This window comes from Streptomyces sp. CB02959 (genome assembly GCF_002803155.1).
Lineage (GTDB): Bacteria > Actinomycetota > Actinomycetes > Streptomycetales > Streptomycetaceae > Streptomyces.
In genome coordinates this window covers 184,859-204,235 of sequence record NZ_NNBP01000009.1, presented here as the reverse complement: position 1 = coordinate 204,235, position 19,377 = coordinate 184,859, and the positions used below count along the sequence as shown (strand labels likewise).

Annotated in this window: 17 protein-coding genes and 3 pseudogenes; 4 read left to right on the top strand and 16 right to left on the bottom strand. The window is 71.5% G+C overall.

The features are described from left to right. Positions 1 to 5: 5 nt before the first annotated feature. Genes CG747_RS16990 through CG747_RS16970 form a run of 5 tightly spaced genes read right to left on the bottom strand, consistent with a single transcriptional unit; the run spans position 6 to position 5,487 of the window. Complete coding sequence (locus CG747_RS16990) at positions 6 to 1,244, bottom strand: MFS transporter (RefSeq protein ID WP_100602568.1); 1,239 nt, start codon at positions 1,242 to 1,244, stop codon at positions 6 to 8. Next, positions 1,228 to 2,289: a dipeptide epimerase gene (locus CG747_RS16985; protein WP_100602567.1), complete on the bottom strand. Its 1,062-nt coding sequence runs from the start codon at positions 2,287 to 2,289 to the stop codon at positions 1,228 to 1,230. Before CG747_RS16985 ends, CG747_RS16990 begins: the two co-directional genes overlap by 17 nt. After that, complete coding sequence (locus CG747_RS16980; RefSeq protein ID WP_100602566.1) at positions 2,286 to 3,377, bottom strand: PLP-dependent cysteine synthase family protein; 1,092 nt, start codon at positions 3,375 to 3,377, stop codon at positions 2,286 to 2,288. Before CG747_RS16980 ends, CG747_RS16985 begins: the two co-directional genes overlap by 4 nt. Further along, positions 3,374 to 4,234 (bottom strand): hypothetical protein, encoded by an 861-nt coding sequence (locus CG747_RS16975; protein WP_100602565.1) that lies wholly within the window; start codon positions 4,232 to 4,234, stop codon positions 3,374 to 3,376. Before CG747_RS16975 ends, CG747_RS16980 begins: the two co-directional genes overlap by 4 nt. Beyond that, positions 4,231 to 5,487: an ATP-grasp domain-containing protein gene (locus CG747_RS16970; RefSeq protein WP_180985575.1), complete on the bottom strand. Its 1,257-nt coding sequence runs from the start codon at positions 5,485 to 5,487 to the stop codon at positions 4,231 to 4,233. Before CG747_RS16970 ends, CG747_RS16975 begins: the two co-directional genes overlap by 4 nt. Before the next feature lie 145 nt (positions 5,488 to 5,632). Here CG747_RS16970 and CG747_RS16965 point away from each other — a divergent pair, with 145 nt between their 5' ends. Further along, a complete protein-coding gene (locus CG747_RS16965) occupies positions 5,633 to 7,123 on the top strand; it encodes an alpha/beta hydrolase (protein WP_257980474.1) in 1,491 nt (496 codons plus the stop codon). A gap of 4 nt (positions 7,124 to 7,127) precedes the next feature. Here the strand turns inward: CG747_RS16965 and CG747_RS48810 are convergent, their stop codons facing one another. Both CG747_RS48810 and CG747_RS50980 read right to left on the bottom strand, forming a co-directional pair. Beyond that, on the bottom strand, positions 7,128 to 7,553 hold the full coding sequence (locus CG747_RS48810; protein ID WP_107490312.1) for a hypothetical protein: 426 nt from the start codon (positions 7,551 to 7,553) through the stop codon (positions 7,128 to 7,130). Between the two features lie 43 nt (positions 7,554 to 7,596). After that, positions 7,597 to 8,025, bottom strand: a pseudogene (locus tag CG747_RS50980) (condensation domain-containing protein); the annotation flags it as partial. An 839-nt stretch (positions 8,026 to 8,864) separates the two neighbouring features. Between CG747_RS50980 and CG747_RS16955 the strand changes: the two are divergent. Beyond that, positions 8,865 to 9,578 (top strand): class I SAM-dependent methyltransferase, encoded by a 714-nt coding sequence (locus CG747_RS16955; RefSeq protein ID WP_100602562.1) that lies wholly within the window; start codon positions 8,865 to 8,867, stop codon positions 9,576 to 9,578. A gap of 16 nt (positions 9,579 to 9,594) precedes the next feature. On the opposite strand, the gene CG747_RS16950 is transcribed toward CG747_RS16955, so the two are convergent. From CG747_RS16950 to CG747_RS16925, 5 genes are all read right to left on the bottom strand, one after another. Next, positions 9,595 to 10,407 carry a maleylpyruvate isomerase family mycothiol-dependent enzyme gene (locus tag CG747_RS16950; RefSeq protein WP_257980473.1) on the bottom strand — a complete coding sequence of 271 codons (813 nt, stop codon included), beginning with the start codon at positions 10,405 to 10,407 and terminating at the stop codon, positions 9,595 to 9,597. A 189-nt stretch (positions 10,408 to 10,596) separates the two neighbouring features. Further along, a complete protein-coding gene (locus CG747_RS16945; RefSeq protein WP_100602560.1) occupies positions 10,597 to 11,421 on the bottom strand; it encodes a ZIP family metal transporter in 825 nt (274 codons plus the stop codon). A gap of 241 nt (positions 11,422 to 11,662) precedes the next feature. Continuing rightward, positions 11,663 to 13,249 carry an alpha/beta hydrolase gene (locus CG747_RS16940; protein ID WP_180985574.1) on the bottom strand — a complete coding sequence of 529 codons (1,587 nt, stop codon included), beginning with the start codon at positions 13,247 to 13,249 and terminating at the stop codon, positions 11,663 to 11,665. A 537-nt stretch (positions 13,250 to 13,786) separates the two neighbouring features. Beyond that, a complete protein-coding gene (locus tag CG747_RS16930) occupies positions 13,787 to 14,461 on the bottom strand; it encodes a hypothetical protein (RefSeq protein ID WP_100602559.1) in 675 nt (224 codons plus the stop codon). A gap of 322 nt (positions 14,462 to 14,783) precedes the next feature. Continuing rightward, on the bottom strand, positions 14,784 to 15,713 hold the full coding sequence (locus CG747_RS16925; protein WP_100602558.1) for an NADP-dependent oxidoreductase: 930 nt from the start codon (positions 15,711 to 15,713) through the stop codon (positions 14,784 to 14,786). A gap of 73 nt (positions 15,714 to 15,786) precedes the next feature. On the opposite strand from CG747_RS16925, the pseudogene CG747_RS16920 reads away from it, so the two are divergent. Continuing rightward, a pseudogene (locus tag CG747_RS16920) lies at positions 15,787 to 15,900 on the top strand (transcriptional regulator); the annotation flags it as partial. 83 nt (positions 15,901 to 15,983) lie between these two features. Here the strand turns inward: CG747_RS16920 and CG747_RS16915 are convergent. Beyond that, the gene (locus tag CG747_RS16915) at positions 15,984 to 16,823 is read right to left on the bottom strand and encodes an SDR family oxidoreductase (protein ID WP_100602557.1); all 840 of its coding nucleotides are present in this window, start codon (positions 16,821 to 16,823) and stop codon (positions 15,984 to 15,986) included. Positions 16,824 to 16,915: 92 nt separating this feature from the next. Between CG747_RS16915 and CG747_RS16910 the strand changes: the two genes are divergently transcribed. Next, entirely contained in the window at positions 16,916 to 17,287 is a 372-nt protein-coding gene (locus CG747_RS16910) for a helix-turn-helix domain-containing protein (protein ID WP_100602556.1), read from the top strand. Positions 17,288 to 17,416: 129 nt separating this feature from the next. On the opposite strand, the gene CG747_RS49505 is transcribed toward CG747_RS16910, so the two are convergent. From CG747_RS49505 to CG747_RS16900, 3 genes and pseudogenes are all read right to left on the bottom strand, one after another. Continuing rightward, complete coding sequence (locus CG747_RS49505) at positions 17,417 to 17,893, bottom strand: carboxylesterase family protein (protein WP_257980472.1); 477 nt, start codon at positions 17,891 to 17,893, stop codon at positions 17,417 to 17,419. A gap of 82 nt (positions 17,894 to 17,975) precedes the next feature. Continuing rightward, positions 17,976 to 18,656 (bottom strand): annotated as a pseudogene (locus tag CG747_RS49500) (carboxylesterase family protein); the annotation flags it as partial. 231 nt (positions 18,657 to 18,887) lie between these two features. Then, positions 18,888 to 19,256 carry a VOC family protein gene (locus tag CG747_RS16900; RefSeq protein ID WP_100602709.1) on the bottom strand — a complete coding sequence of 123 codons (369 nt, stop codon included), beginning with the start codon at positions 19,254 to 19,256 and terminating at the stop codon, positions 18,888 to 18,890. Between the last annotated feature and the right edge of the window lie 121 nt (positions 19,257 to 19,377).

Below are 19,377 nucleotides of genomic sequence, written 5' to 3'. Positions count from 1 at the left end.
CTTCCTCAAACCGTCGCCGGTACGGCGGACTGCTGGGGAGTCGGCAGCGAGCCGAGCCGCCGCAGCCAGGCCACGCCCGCCGCGGAGGCGAGGCCGAACAGGGCGCAGCACGCCCAGGGCAGCCAGCCCGCGTCGTCCCGCGCGCCGGTGTCCATGGCCCAGCCGACGACCGTGTTGCCGACGGCGGCGGCGATGCCCGACACGACGTAGAAGATCCCGAAGTACGTGCCGGTCAGCTCGGGGCGGCCGAAGTCGGGGACGAGCTCCATCACGAAGGGCTGGGCCACCATCACGCCGAGGTAGAGCAGAAGGGCGCCGAGGAGGACGGGCACGGCGCCGAGCCATCCGGCGGCGTCCGCCGCCAGCGCCGGCGGCAGGAACGCCACCCCCATCACGGCGAGTCCGACCGCGATCCAACGCGCCCGGCTGCCACGGGACGTCAGGGCCCGCGTGAGGCGCAGTTGGAGCGCGAGGTTGGACACGGTGCCGACGAGGAAGACGATGCCCGCCGCGCCGTCCCAGCCGGTGGCCCGCCGCGCCCCGTCGGGCAGCAGCAGGTACAGCTGGTTCTCCAGGGTGAACATGCCGACCATGGCGAGCGCGAAGGCCAGGAAGGCACGGTTGCCCAGGACTTCGCGCCAGTCCGCGAACACGGTGCCCTTGCTCGGCGTGACCTGGCGGGCGGGCAGTACCAGGGCCTGGGCGATCGTGAGGACCGCGAAGATCCCGGCCGCGGTCAGGGCGGAGGTACGGAAGTCCACCAGCAGCAGCGCGCTGCCGAGCAGGGGGCCGATCAGCGCACCCGTCGTGGCGAACATGCTGAACAGGGCGAACGCCTCGGCCTTGCGCGCGTCGGCCTCCTGGGCGAGGTAGGTGCGCACGGCCGGGTTGAACAGCGCCCCGGCGAAGCCGCTGAGGACGGAAGCGGCGAGCAGCAGGGGCAGGCTGTCCCCGAGGGCGAACAGTGCGAACCCGACGGTGCGCAGCGCACAGCCGGCGATGATCACGCCCCGCGCACCGAGCCGGTCGGAAGCGGAGCCGCCCACGATGAACAGGCCCTGCTGGCTGAGGTTGCGCACGCCGAGGACGACACCGACGGCGGCCGCCGACAGGCCCAGGTCCTCGCCGAGGTGGGTGGCGAGATAGGGGATGAGGAGGTAGAAGCCGGTGTTGACGCCGAGCTGGTTGACCAGCAGGAGCTGGACCGCGAGCGGGAAGCGGCGTATCTCATGCCAGGTCTTCACGGCCCACCTCCCGCGGCTCCACGCCGAGTCCGGGCAGGGCACCGGCGCGTACGAAGCCGTCCTCGCCCCCGATCCCCGTCCACGGGTCGTGCGCGAGCAGCAGATGCCCGTCGAGGTCGACCCAGCGGGCGCGGTCGGCGAGGTGCACGGCGGGGGCGAGTCCGAGGCTGCTGGCGGTCAGGCAACCGAGCATCAGCCCGGTGCCGCTGCCTTCGAGCAGTGCGGCGATGCGCAGCGCCGCGTGCACGCCGCCGCACTTGGCGAGCTTGACGTTGATGCCGTGGACCCGTCCGGCCAGCCGCCGGGCGTCGTCGAAACCCACGGCGTCCTCGTCGGCGATGATCGGCAGGGGCGACTTCTCGGCGAGCGAGCCCAGGGCGTCGGGGTCGCCCGGAGCGAGGGGCTGTTCCACGGCCGCCACGCCCAGGTCGGCGAGGCGGGGCAGCAGGGCGGTGGCCCGGGCCGTGCTCCAGGCACCGTTCGGGTCGACCAGCAGCCGTGCCCCGGGCGCCGCGTCGCGGATGACACGGATGCGCTCCATGTCGTCCTCGGCATCGGGCGCGCCCGCCTTGACCTTGAGCACCTCGAAGCCGTCGGCGGCCAGACGCCGGGCCTCGGCGGCGGCGCGTAGGGGCGACATGATGCCGAGGGTCCGGGCCGTGGCGGCGACCGGGGCGACGCGCGCACCGAGGAGCCGGTGCACGGGACGTGCCGCCCGCTTGCCGACCAGGTCGAGCAGCGCGGCGTCCACGGCGGCGATCACGGCCGGGGGAGTGTCCGCGCCGGCCAACTCGCCCGCCCGCAGGGCCTCCAGGGCACTCTCGGGGTCGGCGAAGCGGCGAAGGGCCGTGCCGACGGCGGCGAAGAGCCCTTGGAGCGTCTCGGTGCCGAGACCCTGGTAGACGCTCGTCACGGCCTCGCCGTGGCCGTGCAGGCCGTCGTGTTCGACGGTCAGCCACACGGCTTCCCGGGCGGACATCGTGGAGCGGGAGATGCGCAGCGGCTCGGTGAGTTCGAGGCGTACGGTGCGCCGGCTGGCCTTCATGGGTTCCTTTCCGAAGGGGGAGTGGCCCGGAGCGGATCGGCGACGCGCGTGCACCGCGCCCAGCCGGTGGCCTCGGCCGCGCGGGGGTGGGGGATCTCGACGGGCCGGACGGCCGCGGCGGACGGGGCGAGGCCGTGCGCGGCGGCGAAGCCGTCGTCGTAGACGGTGCCGAGGTAGCGGTGCGGGCCGTCGGGGAAGACGGTCGCGACCACCGCGCCGGGATGCACACGGGAGGCCCAGGCCGCGACCCGCGCCACCGCCCCCGTGCTCCAGCCGCCGCTGACGAAGCTGCCGCGGGCCAGGCGGCGGCAGCTGTCCACCGCCTCGGCCGGGCCGACCCAGTGGACCTCGTCGAAGGCGTCGTAGGCGACGTTGCGCGGGTGGATGCTGCTGCCCAGGCCGCGCATCAGCCTCGGGCGGGCCGGCTGGCCGAAGATCGTCGACCCGGTGGCGTCGACGCCGATCAGCCGCAGCGCGGGCCAGTGCCGACGCAGCGGGCCGATGATCCCGGCGCTGTGCCCGCCGGTGCCGACGCTGCACACCAGGACGTCCACATGGTCCAGCTGCACGGCGAGTTCGGCGGCGAGCGAGGCGTAACCGGCGGTGTTGTCGGGGTTGTTGTACTGGTCGGGCCAGTAGGCGTCGGGCAGCACCGCGAGCAGCTCGCGCAGCCGGGCCAGCCGGGCCGCCTGCCAGCCGCCTTCGGGGGCCGGCCGGTCCACCAGTTCGAGACGCACCCCGTGGCTGCGCAGCAACTGCCGTACGGAAGGCTCCAGTTCGCTGTCGCCGACCAGTGCGACGGGGTGGCCGAGGGCCTGTCCTGCGAAGGCGAGCCCGATGCCGAGTGTGCCCGACGTGGACTCCACCACCGGTGCGCCGGGACGCAGTTCACCGCGTGCGCGGGCACCCAGCAGCATCGACACCGCGGCGCGCGCCTTCATACCGCCCGCGCCGAGACCTTCGAGCTTGGCCCAGAAACCGGGGTGCGGACCCGCCAGCTCGGTGGTGATGCGCACCAGCGGCGTGCGGCCGAGCAGGGTGAGCAGCTCCGGGCGGGCGACGACCGGCCCGACGTCGGTCACGGTCACTGGGAGCCTCCGGGACGGTCCGCGCGGTGACGGTGGTGGTAGCGGTGGACGGTGCCGGGGCCGCCGTCCAGCCAGAAGAAGGGGTACGGCTCCGCGCACACCGCGCTCACCCCGTGACCGAGGAAGCGCGGCAGGACCGCGCTGCCGGTCTGGGCGAACATCACCAGCTGCTTGCCGTACCGCAGCGCGTGCTCCCGCAGCGGCTCGAAGGTTCCGTTGCCCAGCGTCATCCCGGACACCAGCAGCGCCGCGCACGGCCCGGCCGCGGCGAGCGCGTCGGTGACGACCGGCTCGTCCCACTCGGTCGTCCCGCCCTTGAGGTCGCACGGCACGTAACCGAGGCCGCGCGAACGCAGCTCTTCCAGCAGCGAGTTGACGACACCCACCACGAGCACCGTCGCCCCCGGCGGCAGGTCGAGGAGTTCGACGACGGCCCGCGCCCGCGCCCGGGACTTCGCCAGCGACGTCCCGGCCGGCAGCGGCGCGGGCCGGGCCCCGTGCTCCGGGGTGTGCGGGGTGATGTGCATCAGATACGCGTCGAGCGCCGCCACCCGCACCGGCAGCAGCGGATGTCCCAGCAGTCGCGCCACATCGGCGCCCACGCACTCCTCGACCGCGTCGTCGGACAGTGCGCCGGGCTCGACCGCGCACGAGCCGACGGCCCCGCCGAGCCGCAGGCTGAGCACCTCGTTGCGGTACCCGGTGCCGCGCCCGTCGTGCCGTACGGCCTGCCGGGTGGTGAAGGCCACGGAGATCCGCTGTCCGGCGGGATCCGGTCCCAGCTCGCCGGCCAGGGTGCGCCGTATGAGTGCGTCGTAGGTCGTCCGGTGGACGGCCGTGGAGAGGGCGGAGGTCATCGGATCACCAGTCCGGACCGCACTTCGGCGAGCAGGGCCTCGACCCGGCCGCGGGCGCCGGTGCCCGCCGGGTCGCCCGCCATGATGTGGCCGAGGTACTCGTTGTTGCTGCCCGCCGCCTTCACCTGCTTTCCGGGCTCGGCGAGTTGGAGCTCCAGTACGTCCGGCGCGTCCCGCGGCGGGCCGTCTCCCAGGGACGCGAGGGTGCCCGCGGTGTGCGGTACGAGGAAGCCGATGGCGGCGCTGCGCAACCCGGTGTCGCTGCGCCGGAGGTCGGGGGCGCGGCCCAGGGCGACGTCCACGAAGGCCGCGGCGAGGTCGATGCCCGTGACGTGGCGGACGAGTTCGGTGATGCGGTTTCCGGCCGGGCGCGGGTTGACCTCGACGACCCGGGGACCCTCGGAGGTCAGTTTGATCTCGGTGTGCGCCACGACACCGTCGGTCAGGTCGAGCGCCTTGAGTGCGGCCAGTGCGGTCTGCTCGGCGGCCTCGGTCTCCGCGGCCGTCAGCGCCGCGGGGAACATGTGCCCGGTCTCGATGAACGCGGGCGCCCCGCCGACGCTCTTGTCGGTCACGCCGACCACCTCGACCGTGCCGGCGTGCGAGACCGTCTCGACGCTCACCTCGGGGCCGTCCAACATCTCCTCAAGCATGACCACGGGGGTCCGCCGCTGCCCGCGCGCATTGACCGGGTAGTCGGCCAATGCCCTTACTGCTGCGGCGAGTTGGGTCTCGTCGTCCACCCGGCGTACGTACATGCCCGCGCACAGGTCGACCGGCTTGACGACCAGCGGATAGCCGATCCGCCGCGCGGCGCCCGCGAGGTCGGCCCACTCCTCGTGGACGGCGAAGCGCGGTCCGGGCAGTCCGGCGTCGGCGAGGATGCGGCGGGTGGCGTCCTTGCGGCAGGCGTTCTCGACCGCCTCGGGGCGCGGGCCCGGCAGGCCCAGGTGTCCGGCGATCCGCGCCGCGGCGGGGAGGTAGTAGTCGCAGGACGTGACCACGCCGTCGAATCCCAGGACCGGGTGCAGCCGTTCCAGAAGGGGCAGCAGGGCCGCGGTGTCGTTGGTGTCCGCGGTGAGCACGTGGCGTGCGGCGAGGAGGGGGTGCGCCGTTCCCTCGGGGGCGGAGCGCAGGTAGTGGTGCAGGTCGCGGGTGAGGAAGGTGAACTCGTGCCCGCCCTCCCGAATGGCCCGTGGCAGCAACCTGCTCATCGATCCGACCCAGCTCTCGACCACCAGTAGATGAGCCACAACTCCCCTTCCCGGGCTGACGTGCAGATATCAGGGCAGCCCGAGGACGCCCCTGGGGAGAGGCGGTCGGCGTTGCCGAGAGGACACGTTATCGATAATCATTTTCATTGTCATATAGCCGCTGCCCATCACCGGAGGCACTCCCTTGATCCCCTTCGCACACCGCACGGCCCTGCTGTGCGCGCTGACGGCCCTCGCCGCCACCGCACTCCCCGCCGCTCCCGCCCGGGCCGCGGCTCCGGCCGCGCTCCGCTTCGGCGCCTGCCCCGCCTCCGTCCCCGCTCCGCCGGCGCCGGACCGCGTGGAGTGCGCCCGGCTGACCGTGCCGCTGGACTGGGACCGGCCCCAGGGGCCGCTGATCGACCTGGCCGTCTCCCGGGTGCGCGCCTCGGGCGGCCCCGCCGAGCGGCGCGGCGCCCTGCTGGTCAACCCGGGCGGACCGGGCGGCTCCGGACTGCCCTACGCGGTCACCAAGCGCGCCAAACTCCCGGCGAGCGTCCGGCGTTCGTACGACGTCATCGGCTTCGACCCGCGCGGCGTCGGGCGGAGCGCACCCGTCGACTGCGGCGCCATGGGGGGCCTCTTCGCCGCCCCGGGCCCGGACCCCGTACCCGTCGGCCCCGCCGCAGAACGGGCCTACCTGACCTCACTGCGCGGTATGGCCGACGACTGCGCGACGGGTGCGAAAACGGTGCTGCCCCACCTCTCCACGGAACAGACCGTGCGGGACATGGACGCGATACGCGCCGCGCTCGGCGAACCCAGGACGCACTTCCTCGGTGTCTCCTACGGCAGCTACCTCGGTGCCGCCTACGCGGCGCGTTTCCCGCGGCGCACCGGACGCATGGTGCTCGACAGCGTGGTCGGGCCCTGGGACTGGTACGACTTCGACCTCGTCCAGAGCCGGGCGCTGCTGCGCCAACGCGACCGGTTCCTCGCCTGGGCCGCCGACCACGACGACCGCTTCCGACTGGGCGGCGCCGCGCACCAGGTCCGCGGAGCCTACCTGCGCGTCCGCGCGGGGCTCGCCGCCCGGCCGGTGAACGGCTTCGGACCCGCGGAGTTCGACCGCGCCGTGTACCGCGCGCTGGGCCGCACGGAACGCTGGACGGGCCTCGCCGACGGTCTGCGCGGCTACCTGGAGGACGCCGTCGTCGACGGGCTCCGCCCCGCGAGCGCCTTCGCCGACCCGGACTCACGCACCTACGAAGCCGCCAACCGCATCGTCAAATGCGCCGACGCTCCGGCATCTTCGCCCCGGCGGATCATCGCGGACATCCGCCGCACCCGGAGCCTCGACCCCCAACCGATCCTGACCGGAATGGAGGCATCCACCTGCGCCTACTGGCACCACCGCCCCGCCCACCGCACCCCGCTCGGCAGCCCCGACGCGCCGCCGGTCCTGCTGGTGGCCTCCGCGAACGACCCGGTCACCCCCATCGAGGGGGCGCACCGGATGCGGCGGCTGCTGCCCGGCTCGCGCCTGGTGACGCTCGACCGCGACTACTCCCACGGCGTGTTCGCCAGCCGCGGCAACGCCTGCGTGGACGGCGCCGCAGCGGCGTACCTCGTCGACGGAACGGTGCCGGCGACGGACGTGCGGTGCGCGGGGCCCGGCCTGCCGACCGTGTCCTGACGCGTCAGGAGGCGCCGTCCAGGAGGGCGGGCAGCGTGCGGAGCAGGGACGTGAAGTCGCTTACATGCCCGGCGAGTTGCTCATACGTGTACAGCTCGGCGTTGCCGAAGAAGGAGATCTGCAGTCCCTGGCCGTACATCCGGTCGTACACGTTGATCGACAGGTCCTCGACCGGGCCGGCGCTCAGGCTGTGGACGACGGAGCGGTGCCCCGCGTAGTCGGCGCGGTAGTTGAAGGACATGATGTTGACATCGGGACCGAACTGCCGTCGCCCGTCGGGGAGTCGGTGGACCTCGCGCACCAGGTGCTCCTGCGGGTAGCGCTGGTGCTCCAGTGCCTCCGCCACGCGCCGTGAGGTCTGCTCCACGACGGCCGCGAAGTCCGTCTCCGGGCCCAGGGCGAGGCGCAGCCCGGGCGGTGTACGCCTCAAGCACGTCGCGGGCGAGGGGGCCCATCGACCAGCCGTCGCCCGCGATGTGGTGGATCAGCAGCAGGAGGACGCACTCGTCGGAGCCGACCCGGTACAGCTGGGCGCGGAGGGGAACGTCGGTGGAGAGGTCGAAGGTGTGGCGTGCGGCCGCGTGCAGTGCGTCGGCGAGTTCGACCTCGGTGACCTGCCGGGACTCCCAGTCGAGGGTGAACTCGGCTGCCCCCAGGACCAGTTGGTGCGGATCACCGTCCACGTCGGGGAACACGGTGCGCAACGATTCATGACGTTCCATCACATCGCGCAGCGCCGTCCGCAGGGCCTCCGCGTCGACGTCGCCCTTCAACCGCAGCGTCAGCGGCATGTTGTACGTGGCCGACGGGCCTTCCAGCTTGTGCAGAAACCACAGTCGACGCTGGGCGAAGGACAACGGGATCACGATCTGATTCCTTCTTCTTCCTGCCTCATCGGGCATGACTGAGGAACTGTGGATTTCGTACGGCGGAGTCGTCCAGAAGGAGCCGGTGCGCGCAACTGACGCGTACAGGAGTAAAGGCCGTGGCCAGCGATCCATGCGTAGCCACAGGGAATTGGAGGTTTTTCGAAGCCCGCGACAAGAGGTCCTGCCGCGGCGCGGGCCGGGCGGACTCAGGCGGTTTCGAAACGTATTACGCGGCCGTGCGCTGCGCGGCGCACCGGAGAGAACAGGCGGAAGGGAGCCGACTGGTCATGCGGTCCGGTCAGCGCGGCGGCCGGGCGCGGCGCTCACGAATGCGGCGCGCCGGCAAAAGGCAGCTGTGATGCATCATGCGCACGCGCCCAGAATTGGGTGCATCCCCTTCGGCGCGGACCGTGTTCGGTCATCAACGCTAAACCCCCGTGCACTGTTAATGCCCATCAACCAGGCTCTGGTCTGGGCCCGTGGCTTGAGCCAAGCAGCCGATCCGGAGTGCGTCAAGGAAATTCCTGTCGGCTGGTCAGGCTGCTGCGATCCGCCCAAATGGACGCCGATCAAGGGTGTTTGACCGCAGGTCAGCGCAGTTTCCGCACCGCGTGCGAACCACCCGTGAAGGGGGGAGCGCCGAAGCCCGGAGGGCGCGATCCGTCGTGCGTCCATGCGCTTCGGCCGGGTGTGATCCGCGTCATAGGTGACGAACGCGCCATTCGCCAGCGTGATCGACTCCTGTCGACGGACGCGTTGAACATGCGTGACTCACGTCGTCCGGTCGCCCGTCCGCCGTGCGCCCAGCCGTTTCCGGCATCCGCCCCGGACGGCCGATCCCCTTCCGGCCACGAGGGACGTGCAAAGGTCTTATGGCAGCCAACAACGCCCGGCGAAACGCCCTCGATTCCCTGGAATTTACCGAGCGGTTCGACGCCACTCTGGCCTTCATCGACGACGTCGAGGGATTTGACGCGGCGCTCGGTGTGGAGACGAGCGGGCCGGTGGAGCCCTGGGAGATCCGGGAGGCGGACGACGCCACGCTCGTGCACAACTCGCGCTATTCACCGACGCCGGTCCGCACGATTCGCCAGGCGATCTCCGCCGCCGGTCGCGGGAACGCTGCATTCCGCCTTGCCGACGTCTCCTTCGTCGACTTCGGATCAGGAAAGGGACGGGTGCTGCTCGTCGCCGCCGAGTTCCCCTTCACGCGGGTCGTCGGCGTGGAGTTCTCCAGCGCTCTGTGTGAGACGGCCAGGGCGAACATCGCACGCCTGCCGGAGGACTCCGGCCGTCCCGCCATCGATGTCCGGTGCCAGGACGCCCGGGAGTTCGAGATCCCGGGCGACGCGGGCTTCTTCTACTTCTACGAGCCGTTCTCCACGGACGTCGCCGCCTCGGTGCTCGACAACATCGAGGAATCCCTCGCCCGGTTCCCGCGCACCGCGGTGCTGTGCTTCGTGGGGTCGGCCACGCTCCCCGTCCTCGACGGGCGCGCAACGTGGTCGCAGCTGGGCGGAACACTCACCTCGCCGGACGACCCGTACTACGCAACCCGGCTCTACACGAACACGGGCGGCCGCTGAGCGCCTCCAGCGCGCCTCAGAAGGCCGTGTGCGCGAACCAGCGGTCGAGCACCGCGGTCTGCCCCGAGACGTCGAAGGCCGTCTCCTGGTACGACCGCCGTCCGTAGAGCAGCAGCAGGAGGTCCGCCGCCCGCCCGCGTACCGCCGCGGTCGCCTCGGACGGCGCGGCGTCGGTACGTGCCCGCGGCAGCAGGCGGAAGCCGTCCGGTTCGAGCCGCACCCGCCACTCCTCGTCGGTGCCGCCCGTGGAGTCCGCGCAGCGGAAGGCGAGGATCTCCCCGTTGCCGTGCAGTTTCGTCACGGCCGGGGCGAACAGGCCCGCGTAGGGCAGGTTGACGAGGAATTCGTCCACCCCGTCCGCCGCCAGCACGGGATCGACGGCCGACTCCCGGCCGACGGCACGTTCCGCGTCCACCCGGTGCACCAGCGTCTCGCACAGCATCCGACGGGCCCAGAACCGCGCGTGCTGGTCCGCGCCCCAGGCCCACATCGGCGCTCGGGGATCCGTGGCCCGCAGCACGGCGGCCACGTCGGGTACGCCCGCGGCCACCCAGTCGGCGTACTCCTCCGGGCGTTCCGGCAGGCCCAGCTCGACGTCGCGGCTGCGTGGCGGCTCCTGCACCAACCGGGCCAGCAGTGTGCAGAACCAGCGCTGCAGCGCTCCCACATGCTGGGTGAGCTCGGCCAGTGTCCAGTCGGGGCAGGCGGGCACCGCGGTCGCGAGGTCCGCGCCCTTGGCCGCCTCGGCGAAGCGCAAGGTCTCCCGCTCGATCGCCTGACGGTAGAGGTCGTACGGCAGAGGATGCCCCGCCCAACCAGTCGTTTCCATCAGCTGACGCCTTTCTGTCCGCTCTGCCCACCGCATGGATCTCAGCGTGAGCAGTGTGGTGGTTGGAGTCCACTCGAAGGCAAATCCTGCCCCGGCCGTCAGGCACTTCCGGCCCGGACCCGTCGGGCCGGTGGAGTGGTGGTGGTTCCGGTGGGCGGCCGGCGCCGGGGAGTTCTTCGCCCGGCGGGTTCAGGCTCCGGCTGCCGTGACCACGGCGTCCGTGGCGAAGCCGAGGAGGAGGCCGACGAAGATGCCCCAGGTGGTGAGCGTCTTGAGGCCGGTCTTGCGGGCGACGGCCAGCAGCTCGATGACCACGTAGAGGATGGAGCCGGCGGCCAGGCCGAGGAAGGCGATGGACAGGGTGTCGTTGACCAGGTGCTGGCCGACGAGGGTGCCGAGGAAGGTGGGGCCGCCGCCGATCAGGCCCAGCCAGAGCAGGGTGGTCCAGGTCGGGCGCTCGCCCTCGGCGGCGAGCGGGGCGACGATGCCGAAGCCTTCGGTGGCGTTGTGCAGTCCGAAGCCGATGATCAGCAGTACCGCGAGGGAGAGTTCGCCCTGGGCGGCGGAGTTGCCGATCGCCAGTCCTTCGGCGAAGTTGTGCAGGCCGATGCCGGTCGCGATCATCAGGGCCAGCGAGCTCGCCTGGCTCCGGATCTTGGGCGCCGGCCCGTTGGCGGCGTTGGCCGCGGTCGGGGCGTCGGCGGCTGCCTGGCGCCGACGGGCGATCCAGGCGTCGTAGTGGACGAGCCCGACCAGTCCGATGCCCAGCCCGGCGGCCAGGACGAGCCCGCCGGTGGCGACGGGCCCCCAGTGGTGCTTGCTCAGCCCCTCGTCGATGGGTTCCCAGGCATGGGTCAGCACGTCCCATACGAGGAAGAGCAGGATGCCGATGGCGACGGCGTTCAGCCCGCCCTTCAGGCGGGGCGTCGGCTTGCGGAGTCGGCCGATCGGCAGGCCCAGGTAGATGGTGAAACCGGCGATGGCGCCGAGCAGGGCGATGTGCGCGCTGGACATGGGGGCTCCGGTCGGAGGAGGCGGGGACGACCGCAGACACTAAGCCAGGCAAGGCTTACCTAACAATCCCGTCGGTCGGTTTTGGCGGAAGCTTGGTGAAGACATGACCCCCGGCAAGCGCCGGCGCCCACCCGGCCCCGTACCGCGGCCGAGACCAGTGCCTGGTTCGGCGTCATGCGCCTCCACGACATCGAGCTGATCTCCTGAGGCGCGCACGGGTGGCCCCGCACCGGGCGACCAGCTAGCGCGGGCTCGCCCCGGTTCCGCTCGGCACCGGCACCGGCACCGGGAGCGGGTCGGCGGCGCAGGTGGTGTCGGCGGACGGGATCGTTCCGTCGACGAGATAGCCCTCGACCAGGCTGTCGACGCATGCGTTGTGGTTCTGGAACTGTCCGTGGTCGCCACCGCCGACGACCGTCACCAGGCGCGAGCCGGGCAGGGCCCGGTGGTCGCGCAGCGCCCCCTCGTAGTAGGTGGCCGGGTCATGGGTGGAGTTCAGCATGAGGACGGGGGGCAGGCCGCGCCCGGTGACCTGGATGCGCGGTGCGGTGGGGCGCGGCCAGGCGGCGCAGACCGCGGAGTAGGCCAGCGAGCGGGCGCCCACCAGCGGGTGGTCGCGCGTGGCGCGGGCGCTCTGTGCGGTCCAGTAGCCGGCGCTGCGGTTCCAGGGAGTGTCGTTGCAGACGACGGAGAAGAAGTCCGCCGCGAAACCCGCGTCGACGGGGTGCGCCATCGCCTGGGCGAGGGCCTGCTTGGCGGCGGGCGGTGCGGTATCGGGGTGTTCCAGGACCGTCAGGGCGCCGGCGAGCCGCTCGAAGCCCGGATCGGCCTGGTAGATCGCGTTGCTGGCGGCGGTGTCCAACTGGTCGGGGGTGAGGGTCGTCCCGTCGAGGACCAACGGGTGATCGTGCAGCCTGCCGCGCAGGCGCTCGAAGGTCTCCTTGGCCTGCGCGGGCGTGCGGCCCTGGTGGTAGACGCCGTCGTTCTTCGCCAGCCAGGGGAGGAAGTCCGCTTCGAACCGGCGCTGGAAGCTGAGGGGTTGGCCCTCCATGAACGACTGCCAGGTACCGGTGAAGTCGACGTTGCTGTCGAGGACCATCCGCGCCACCCGGCGGGGGAACTCGGTCGCGTAGGAGGCGCCGAGGACGGTGGCGTAGGACGGACCGTAGTAGGAGATCGTGTCGGCCCCGAGGAGGACGCGGTAGAGGTCCATGTCGTGGACGGCCTGCTCGGTGGTGATGTAGGGCAGCAGGTCTCCGGAGTGGCGTTGGCAGTCGCGGACGAAGGCGCGTGCCCGGGCGAAGGTCTCCCGGATCGCGGCGGCGGAGCGGTCGCGCTTGTCGCCGGAGAAGGAGGCGTCGACCGCTGACTGGTCGGAGCAGGTGACCCTGGTGCTGCTGCCGACGCCGCGCTGGTCGAAGCTGACGATGTCGTACGCGGCGGCGAGGCCGGGAGCGTAGGACGCCAGACCCGCGGGCCGCTTGAGACCGGAGGCCCCAGGGCCGCCGGCGGCCATCATCAGCACTCCGCGCCGCCCGGCGGGATCGGTCGCCCGGTGCCGGGAGACTTCCACGGTCAGGCTGGGGCCCTGGTCCGGACGGTGCCAGTCCCGCGGCACGGCCATGGCCGCGCACTCCAGCGCACCGGAGTCACAGGGCTGCCAGTCGAGACGCTGGTTCAGGTAGCGCGCGGGCGTGCGCACGGCGCCCGGTCGCGCGGCGTCCACCGCGGAGGCGCTGTCCGCCCCCGCGACCGGAAGGGCCGTTGCCGCCAGGAGTACGGATGCGGCGACGGCCGCCCAGCGCGTGGATTTCCCGGGTACGGGCATGCGTTCCCCCTTGAGGAATGTCGGTTTCCTCGATACTCGGCCGCCCGGGCCCGGCGTTCAATGAAGCCAGTTTCCGTACTCGGGGTGGTGCCAGTGCCACCCCGGACGCCGCCCGGCGGGGCTGCGCCATCGGGGGAGCGGAGGCGCACGCCCTGGCCGGCGGCCACTTCCCCTTCGAGGAGCAGCTGCCGGACCTTGTCGCGCCTGTCGCTGCTGGTGACGCGCGCCCAGACCTCGCCGGTGGCCGCCTCCGCCCTGGAGCAACTGGTCACCGCGATGCGTGCGGCCGACCGGCCTGCCCGACCGGACGGTCGCGGACGCGCCCATGGTGCTCTTCAGCTTCCTCAACGGACACCTGCTCGCGCGCACCAGCGGCGGGCCCGACGGGGCCGGTGCCGTGCCCGCGTGCGACGCCACCACGTACCCGGCCATGGCCGCGCTCACCCCTCTCATGGCCGACTTCGGATCCCTGACGGAGTTCGACCGGATGACGGGAGGACGGACACCGCACCTTCGGGCTGATGGAGGACTTCTGAGTCAGTGTCGGTCCAGTCCCGGGTAGTAGCCGAGTTGGTACGCCGACAAACCGGAGGCGTGCAACTGACCCTCACCCCGGCAGATGGCGCAGACCTTCGTCGTGCGGCATTCCCTGCATCGGCTCCTCCGGTGGGGCTGGCCGAGCACCCACCCGCGGCCACCGCATCCGGGACACCAACCGAGGCCGTCGCACTCGTAGCAGAGGACGTAACCAGGTGTGATGGTCTCCGGCGTTCGCACCGGCTCCGACTGCTGGACTGGTTGCGGCGGGCACAGTGCCAGCGCCGGCGTCTGTGCGCGGAACGCCACGGCGGGTGTGTCGTCGCTCGTCATGATGCGGATGCCGTTGCCATCCCGGTGAGCGACGAGCACTGTCCAGTGGATCCCGTCGTCATCCTCCTGTGACGTCGTGACGTCCCAACCGGCCGCGCGGAGGAGGAAGGCCGCACGGGAGGCCGTCTCGGCAGCGGTGGTGGTCGCCGGACGATTGCCTTGGTACACCGTCGAATAGTGGTAGCGCAGCGGCTCGCGCCGGTCGGCAACCTTCGGTTCGTCGAGGGACAGTCGACGGAGGTGGACACGAATGGTCAAATCGGTTATCAGCGTGACCAGTTGCTTGCGCAGGGACCGGCCCAGCCGGTCCAGTTCGTCACGCGCTTTCGAAGTCTCATCCATGTCGGCCCCTTGGTCCTGGAACGTATCAGAGGGCCGACTCTCGCGGCCATGGTCGTCTCCAACGGCCGCCTGTCGGAACGTCCGTCACATGGAGAGGAAGGCACTGGCCGCCACACGTGACGCCATCCACGGTCAGAAGGCGCCCGCATCGTAGATCACAGTCGGTCACCGCCAGGCTGGTCCATGCCGAGAACTGGCGACAGTTGAATACGAGAGCCCACCAGTAGAGGGCCAACTCTTCCCGCGTCGCCACAGGTGCGAGGTTCCCAGCCGTTCATCAGCGCGGCCTCGCTCACACGAGGCCCCAGGTCCCACGACGGGATCAGACGGTGAGGACGAGTTTGCCCTGGAGGTGACCGGCGTCGAGCAGCCGGTGCGCGTCGGCGACGCGCTCGAAGGGGAACGTCTCCTGCACGTGGACCCGGAGCCTGCCCTGTTCGACGAGTTCGACGAGACCTCGCAGGGCGACCGGATCCGGGTCGACCGCGATGCCGCTGAAGCGCACACCGGCGGCCTCGTACTTGGCGGCGAGCTCCGCATCCTCCTCGGCGACCGCCGTCACCAAGTGCCCACCTGGGCGGAGCACTTCGAGCGACCGCTCGACGATTTCGCCGCCGATCGTGTCGAGCACGACGTCGATGTCGCGGACCGCCTCGGTGAAGTCGACCGCCGTGTAGTCGATCACCTCGTCGGCGCCGAACCCCTCGACGAACTGCCGCTTGTTCCCGCCGGCGGTCGCGATCACGTGCGCGCCGAGCGCTTTCGCGATCTGGATCGCGATGTGGCCGACCCCGCCACCACCGCCGTGGACCAGGACGCGATCGCCCTCCCTCACGCCGCCCAGGTCGACGAGGCCCTGCCACGCCGTCAGCCCGACGACCGGCAGCGCCGACGCCTCGACGTGCGAGAGCGACGCCGGCTTGCGTGCCAGGTGCAACGCCGGCGCCGACACGACCTCGGCGTACGCGCTCGCCGCCCGCGGGAACAGCGGCATCCCGAACACCTCGTCGCCGGGCCTGAACCGCCACGTCTGCGGCGCCTGTTCGACCACGCCGCTGATGTCCCAGCCGAGGACGAACGGCGGCCGGCCGATCAGCGGGAACTCGCCGGCGCGCAGGCGCGCCTCCAGCGGGTTCAACCCGATCGCCTTGACTCGGACGAGAACCTCGGTCGGGAGGGGTCGGGGCTCGGGCGCGTCCACGATGGTGAGCACCTCGGGACCGCCGAGCGTCTGCTGGGTGATGACTCGCATGACTCTCCTGGCTTTGGAGGGGGGAGAACCAAGGCTAGGTTTCCGTCAGGAACCAGCAGGTACCTTTGGCGCCGTGAGCGGATTTGGTCCCGGTGCTCCCTTTCTCGCCGACCGTCCGGCGTGTCTGGCGGTCGAGCTGTTCGCCGACAGGTGGACGGTGGTCGTGCTCTACGGCCTCAGCAAGGGAAGTGGCCTCGGTGTGGTCGACGGCGGGCGCCTCGCGCGGCAGCAGCCGCACGAGGCGCCCGGGGGCTTCAACTGAGTGGTGTCTCAGCGGAATGCGGCGATGTTGCGGGCGACCCAGTCGTCGAAGGGGTGCGGGGCGCGGCCGAGGACTCGTTCCACGTCCGGGCTGATCCGCAGTTCGGCCGGGTTCGGGGCGGAGATGATGTCCAGGGTGTCGTCGGCGAGTTCCGCCGGCACGAACCGGGTCATCGTGGCCTTGGCCTCCTCGCGGGTGAGTTCGTGGAACCGCACCGGCGAGCCGAGCGCGGTCGCGATCGCCTCCGCCTGCTGACGCGGCGTGATCACCTCCGGCCCGGTCAGCTCGTACACCCCGCCGGTGTGCCGGTCGTCCAGCAGGCAGGCCGCCGCGACCTCGGCGATGTCCGCCGGATCGATGACCGGCACCCCTACATCACCGAAGGGGGCTGCGACCGTCCCTTGCGTGCGGACGGACTCCGCCCAGGCAAAGGCGTTGGAGGCGAAACCGCCCGGACGCAGAACGGCCCAGTCCAGGCCGGACTCCCGCAACGCGTCCTCCGCCGCCCGCATCGCAACCCGCGACGGGCCGAGCGGCCTGGTCGCCACGCCCTGCGAAGACAGCAGGACGACCCGGCGTACCCCACTGGCCGCGGCCAGGTCGATGATGTCGGTCGGCCTGGCTTCGGGGGCGTGCAGGTCGCCGGACAGCAGGAGGAAGAGCGCCTTCGCCCCGTCCAACGCGGGCGTGAGACCCGCCGGCTCGGCCAAGTCGGCCGCCACATGTCGGACGCCGTCCGGCATCGCCACCGTGCGCCGCGACACCGCCGTCACCTGCTCGCCCGCTTCGGCCAGGGCCTGCGTCAAAGGTCGGCCCACATTCCCGGTAGCCCCGGTCACCACGATCATGTTCAGCTCCTGGTTCGTTGTGCACTGCGGAAATTGACGCTAGGAGCCAGGCTTACTTTTCGTAAGAACATACCCAGAGGTAAGCTCCGGACATGAGGGAAGGTGCGCAGCTGACGCAGGCCGAGACGGGCAAGCGGTATGACGTGTTTCACACCGACTGCCCGGCGCGCGACATGGTCGACCACGTGACGAGCAGGTGGGGCATCTGGGTGCTGATCTCCTTGCGGAGCAACGACCTTCGGTTCTACGAGCTGCGCGACAGCATCCGGGGCATCAGCGAGAAGATGCTCACTCAGACCCTGCGCGCGCTCGTCCAGGACGGCCTGGTCTGGCGGGAGGTCGAGCCGACGACGCCACCCAAAGTCACCTACGGACTGTCCGAGTTCGGTCGGGAAGTCAGCGAGCCGCTGACGGATTTGTTCAACCGGATCACAGAGCGCCTGCCGCCGCGCAGCGCAGGGTAGTGCGGTTGCAGTCGGCCCTGCTCGCCGGTGTGCTCGCGCTCATGCTCGGACAACACCAACTCGGCCAACCGAGGCCCCGTTCCTTCAGGGGCCCTGTCGCGCCCGGTGCGTCGCAGGACGGCTTCGGCTTCAACCCTGCGGCCAGAGTCGGCAGTGGTGTTCGGCGGCGGCGTCCACGCGGTGGATTCCGCCGGGCCCGGTGTCGAGCCGCTGGACGTAGGGGGTGGTGGCACGGGCGGGCACCTGAGGCCAGTGCGGCAGGTTCCGGTGGTCCGGTGCGCCGGTGCGCGCGAACGCCGTCCAGTAGTCGATCATGTGGGCGGCCAGCCTGTTCTGCGCGGCGGTGAAGGAGGCGGGCCGGCCGCCGAGGTCGAACAGGTAGGGGAGGTCGGTGGCGTGCGCGGCGCCCAACGGGAGTTGCGGTGACTGGGGGTAGCCGAGGCCGGGTGCCTGACGGTCGGCGAACTCGTAGGCGTAGGTGGCGGTGTGGCGGGCCAGTTGCCGGTCGGAGGTGAGCGTCGGGCAGGCGAAGACCCGGTCGGTGTTCAGCGCCGCCCAGGCCAGCGCCGGTGTGCCGTACGCGGACGGGGAGTAGACCGCGGCCAACGGCGTTCTTGCCGTAGTCGATCGAGCAGGCGCCGCTTTGCACGATGGCCTTGGCGAACAGTCCGGCCGCGCTCGGGGACGTCAGCTGGGTGCAGGTGCTCATCCCGCCGGACGACTCCCCGGCGAGTGTCACGTTCTGCGGGTCGCCGCCGAACGAGGCGGCGTTGCGCTGCACCCAGCGCAGCGCCGCCTGTTGGTCGGCCAGTCCGAAGTCGCCCGAGCCGTCGAGGCCCGGGTAGCCGAAGTTGCCGAAGATCCCCAGCCGGTAGTTGACCGTCACCACGGCGACGTGCCCGCGCACCGCCATCCGGTGCGCGTCGTAGCTGCTGCCGGCGCCGGTGAGGAGACCGCCGCCGTGCAGCCAGACGACGATCGGAAGCCGCTGGTGCCGATCGGTACGGGGGCGGGTGACGTTCAGGTACAGGCAGTCCTCGTTCGTGCTGCCGCCGGGTGCCTCGCTGTTGGGTGTTTGCGGGCATGGGCTGCCGGGCTGACTGGCGTCCCGTATGCCCGGCCACGGCCGGGCCGGGCCGGGCAGTCGCCACCGCAACGGGCCCACTGGCGCCGCCGCATACGGGATTCCGGCGAACGTCTGGTAGGTCCCGTGGTCGACGCCGCGTACCAAACCCGCCGAGGTGGCCACGACCGGCCGTTTCGGTGCGTCCGCGGCCACCGCCGGAACGACTGGTGAAGTGAGGCAGGCGGCCAGCGCCAGGCCGGAGGCAAGCGTGAGCGGAACAGGGCGCCGCGATGTCGCTCTCATCAACTCTCCCTGGAATCGGGGTAGTCAAGCAGCTTTGAGGTCTGGGGGCCGGGACCTGAGGTCCGAGGTCCCGGGGTGTGCTCATGTCCCAGACTCGTCGCGCGACCGGCTTGCCGGTAGGGCCAAGCCTCATGCGCCTCGGCATGACATTTGTCGCGGTTCGCGGTTCGCGGTTCGCGGTCGACGCCGCCGAGCAGCGCTCACCGGCACACGCGCCGACGTCAGCGCCGGTCAGCCCCTGACCAGGCAGAAAGGATGCCCGGCCGGATCGATGAGGACCCGCCACCGGTCCTCGTTCGGCTGGTGAGCGGGCTTGCTCGCCCCCAGTTCGAGCAGCCGCGCCTCGGCTTCGTCCAGGTCGTCGACCGCGAAGTCGAGGTGGGACTGCTGGGGAACCGTCTGGTCGGGCCAGCGGGGAGCGCGGTAGCCGTCGACCCGTTGGAAGCCGATGAAGAGTCCGTCCGAGGAGTTGAGACCGGCGAAGTCCGCGTCGGATTTCGGGTGCGGTTCGAGGCCGGTGGCCTGCTGGTAGAACGCCGCCAGAGCCGGCGGATCAGAGCAGTCGAGTGTTATCGCGCACAACTTCATCTGCGGGGGCACGGCACCTCCGGACCGATCGGTGGACTTCGCGATGCCCACCATAGAAGCGGCCGCGCCCACCGACGTTCTCCCAACGGCGGTCGTCTCCCGGTCCGGTGGCGGACGAAGGCCGCCGGGAGGG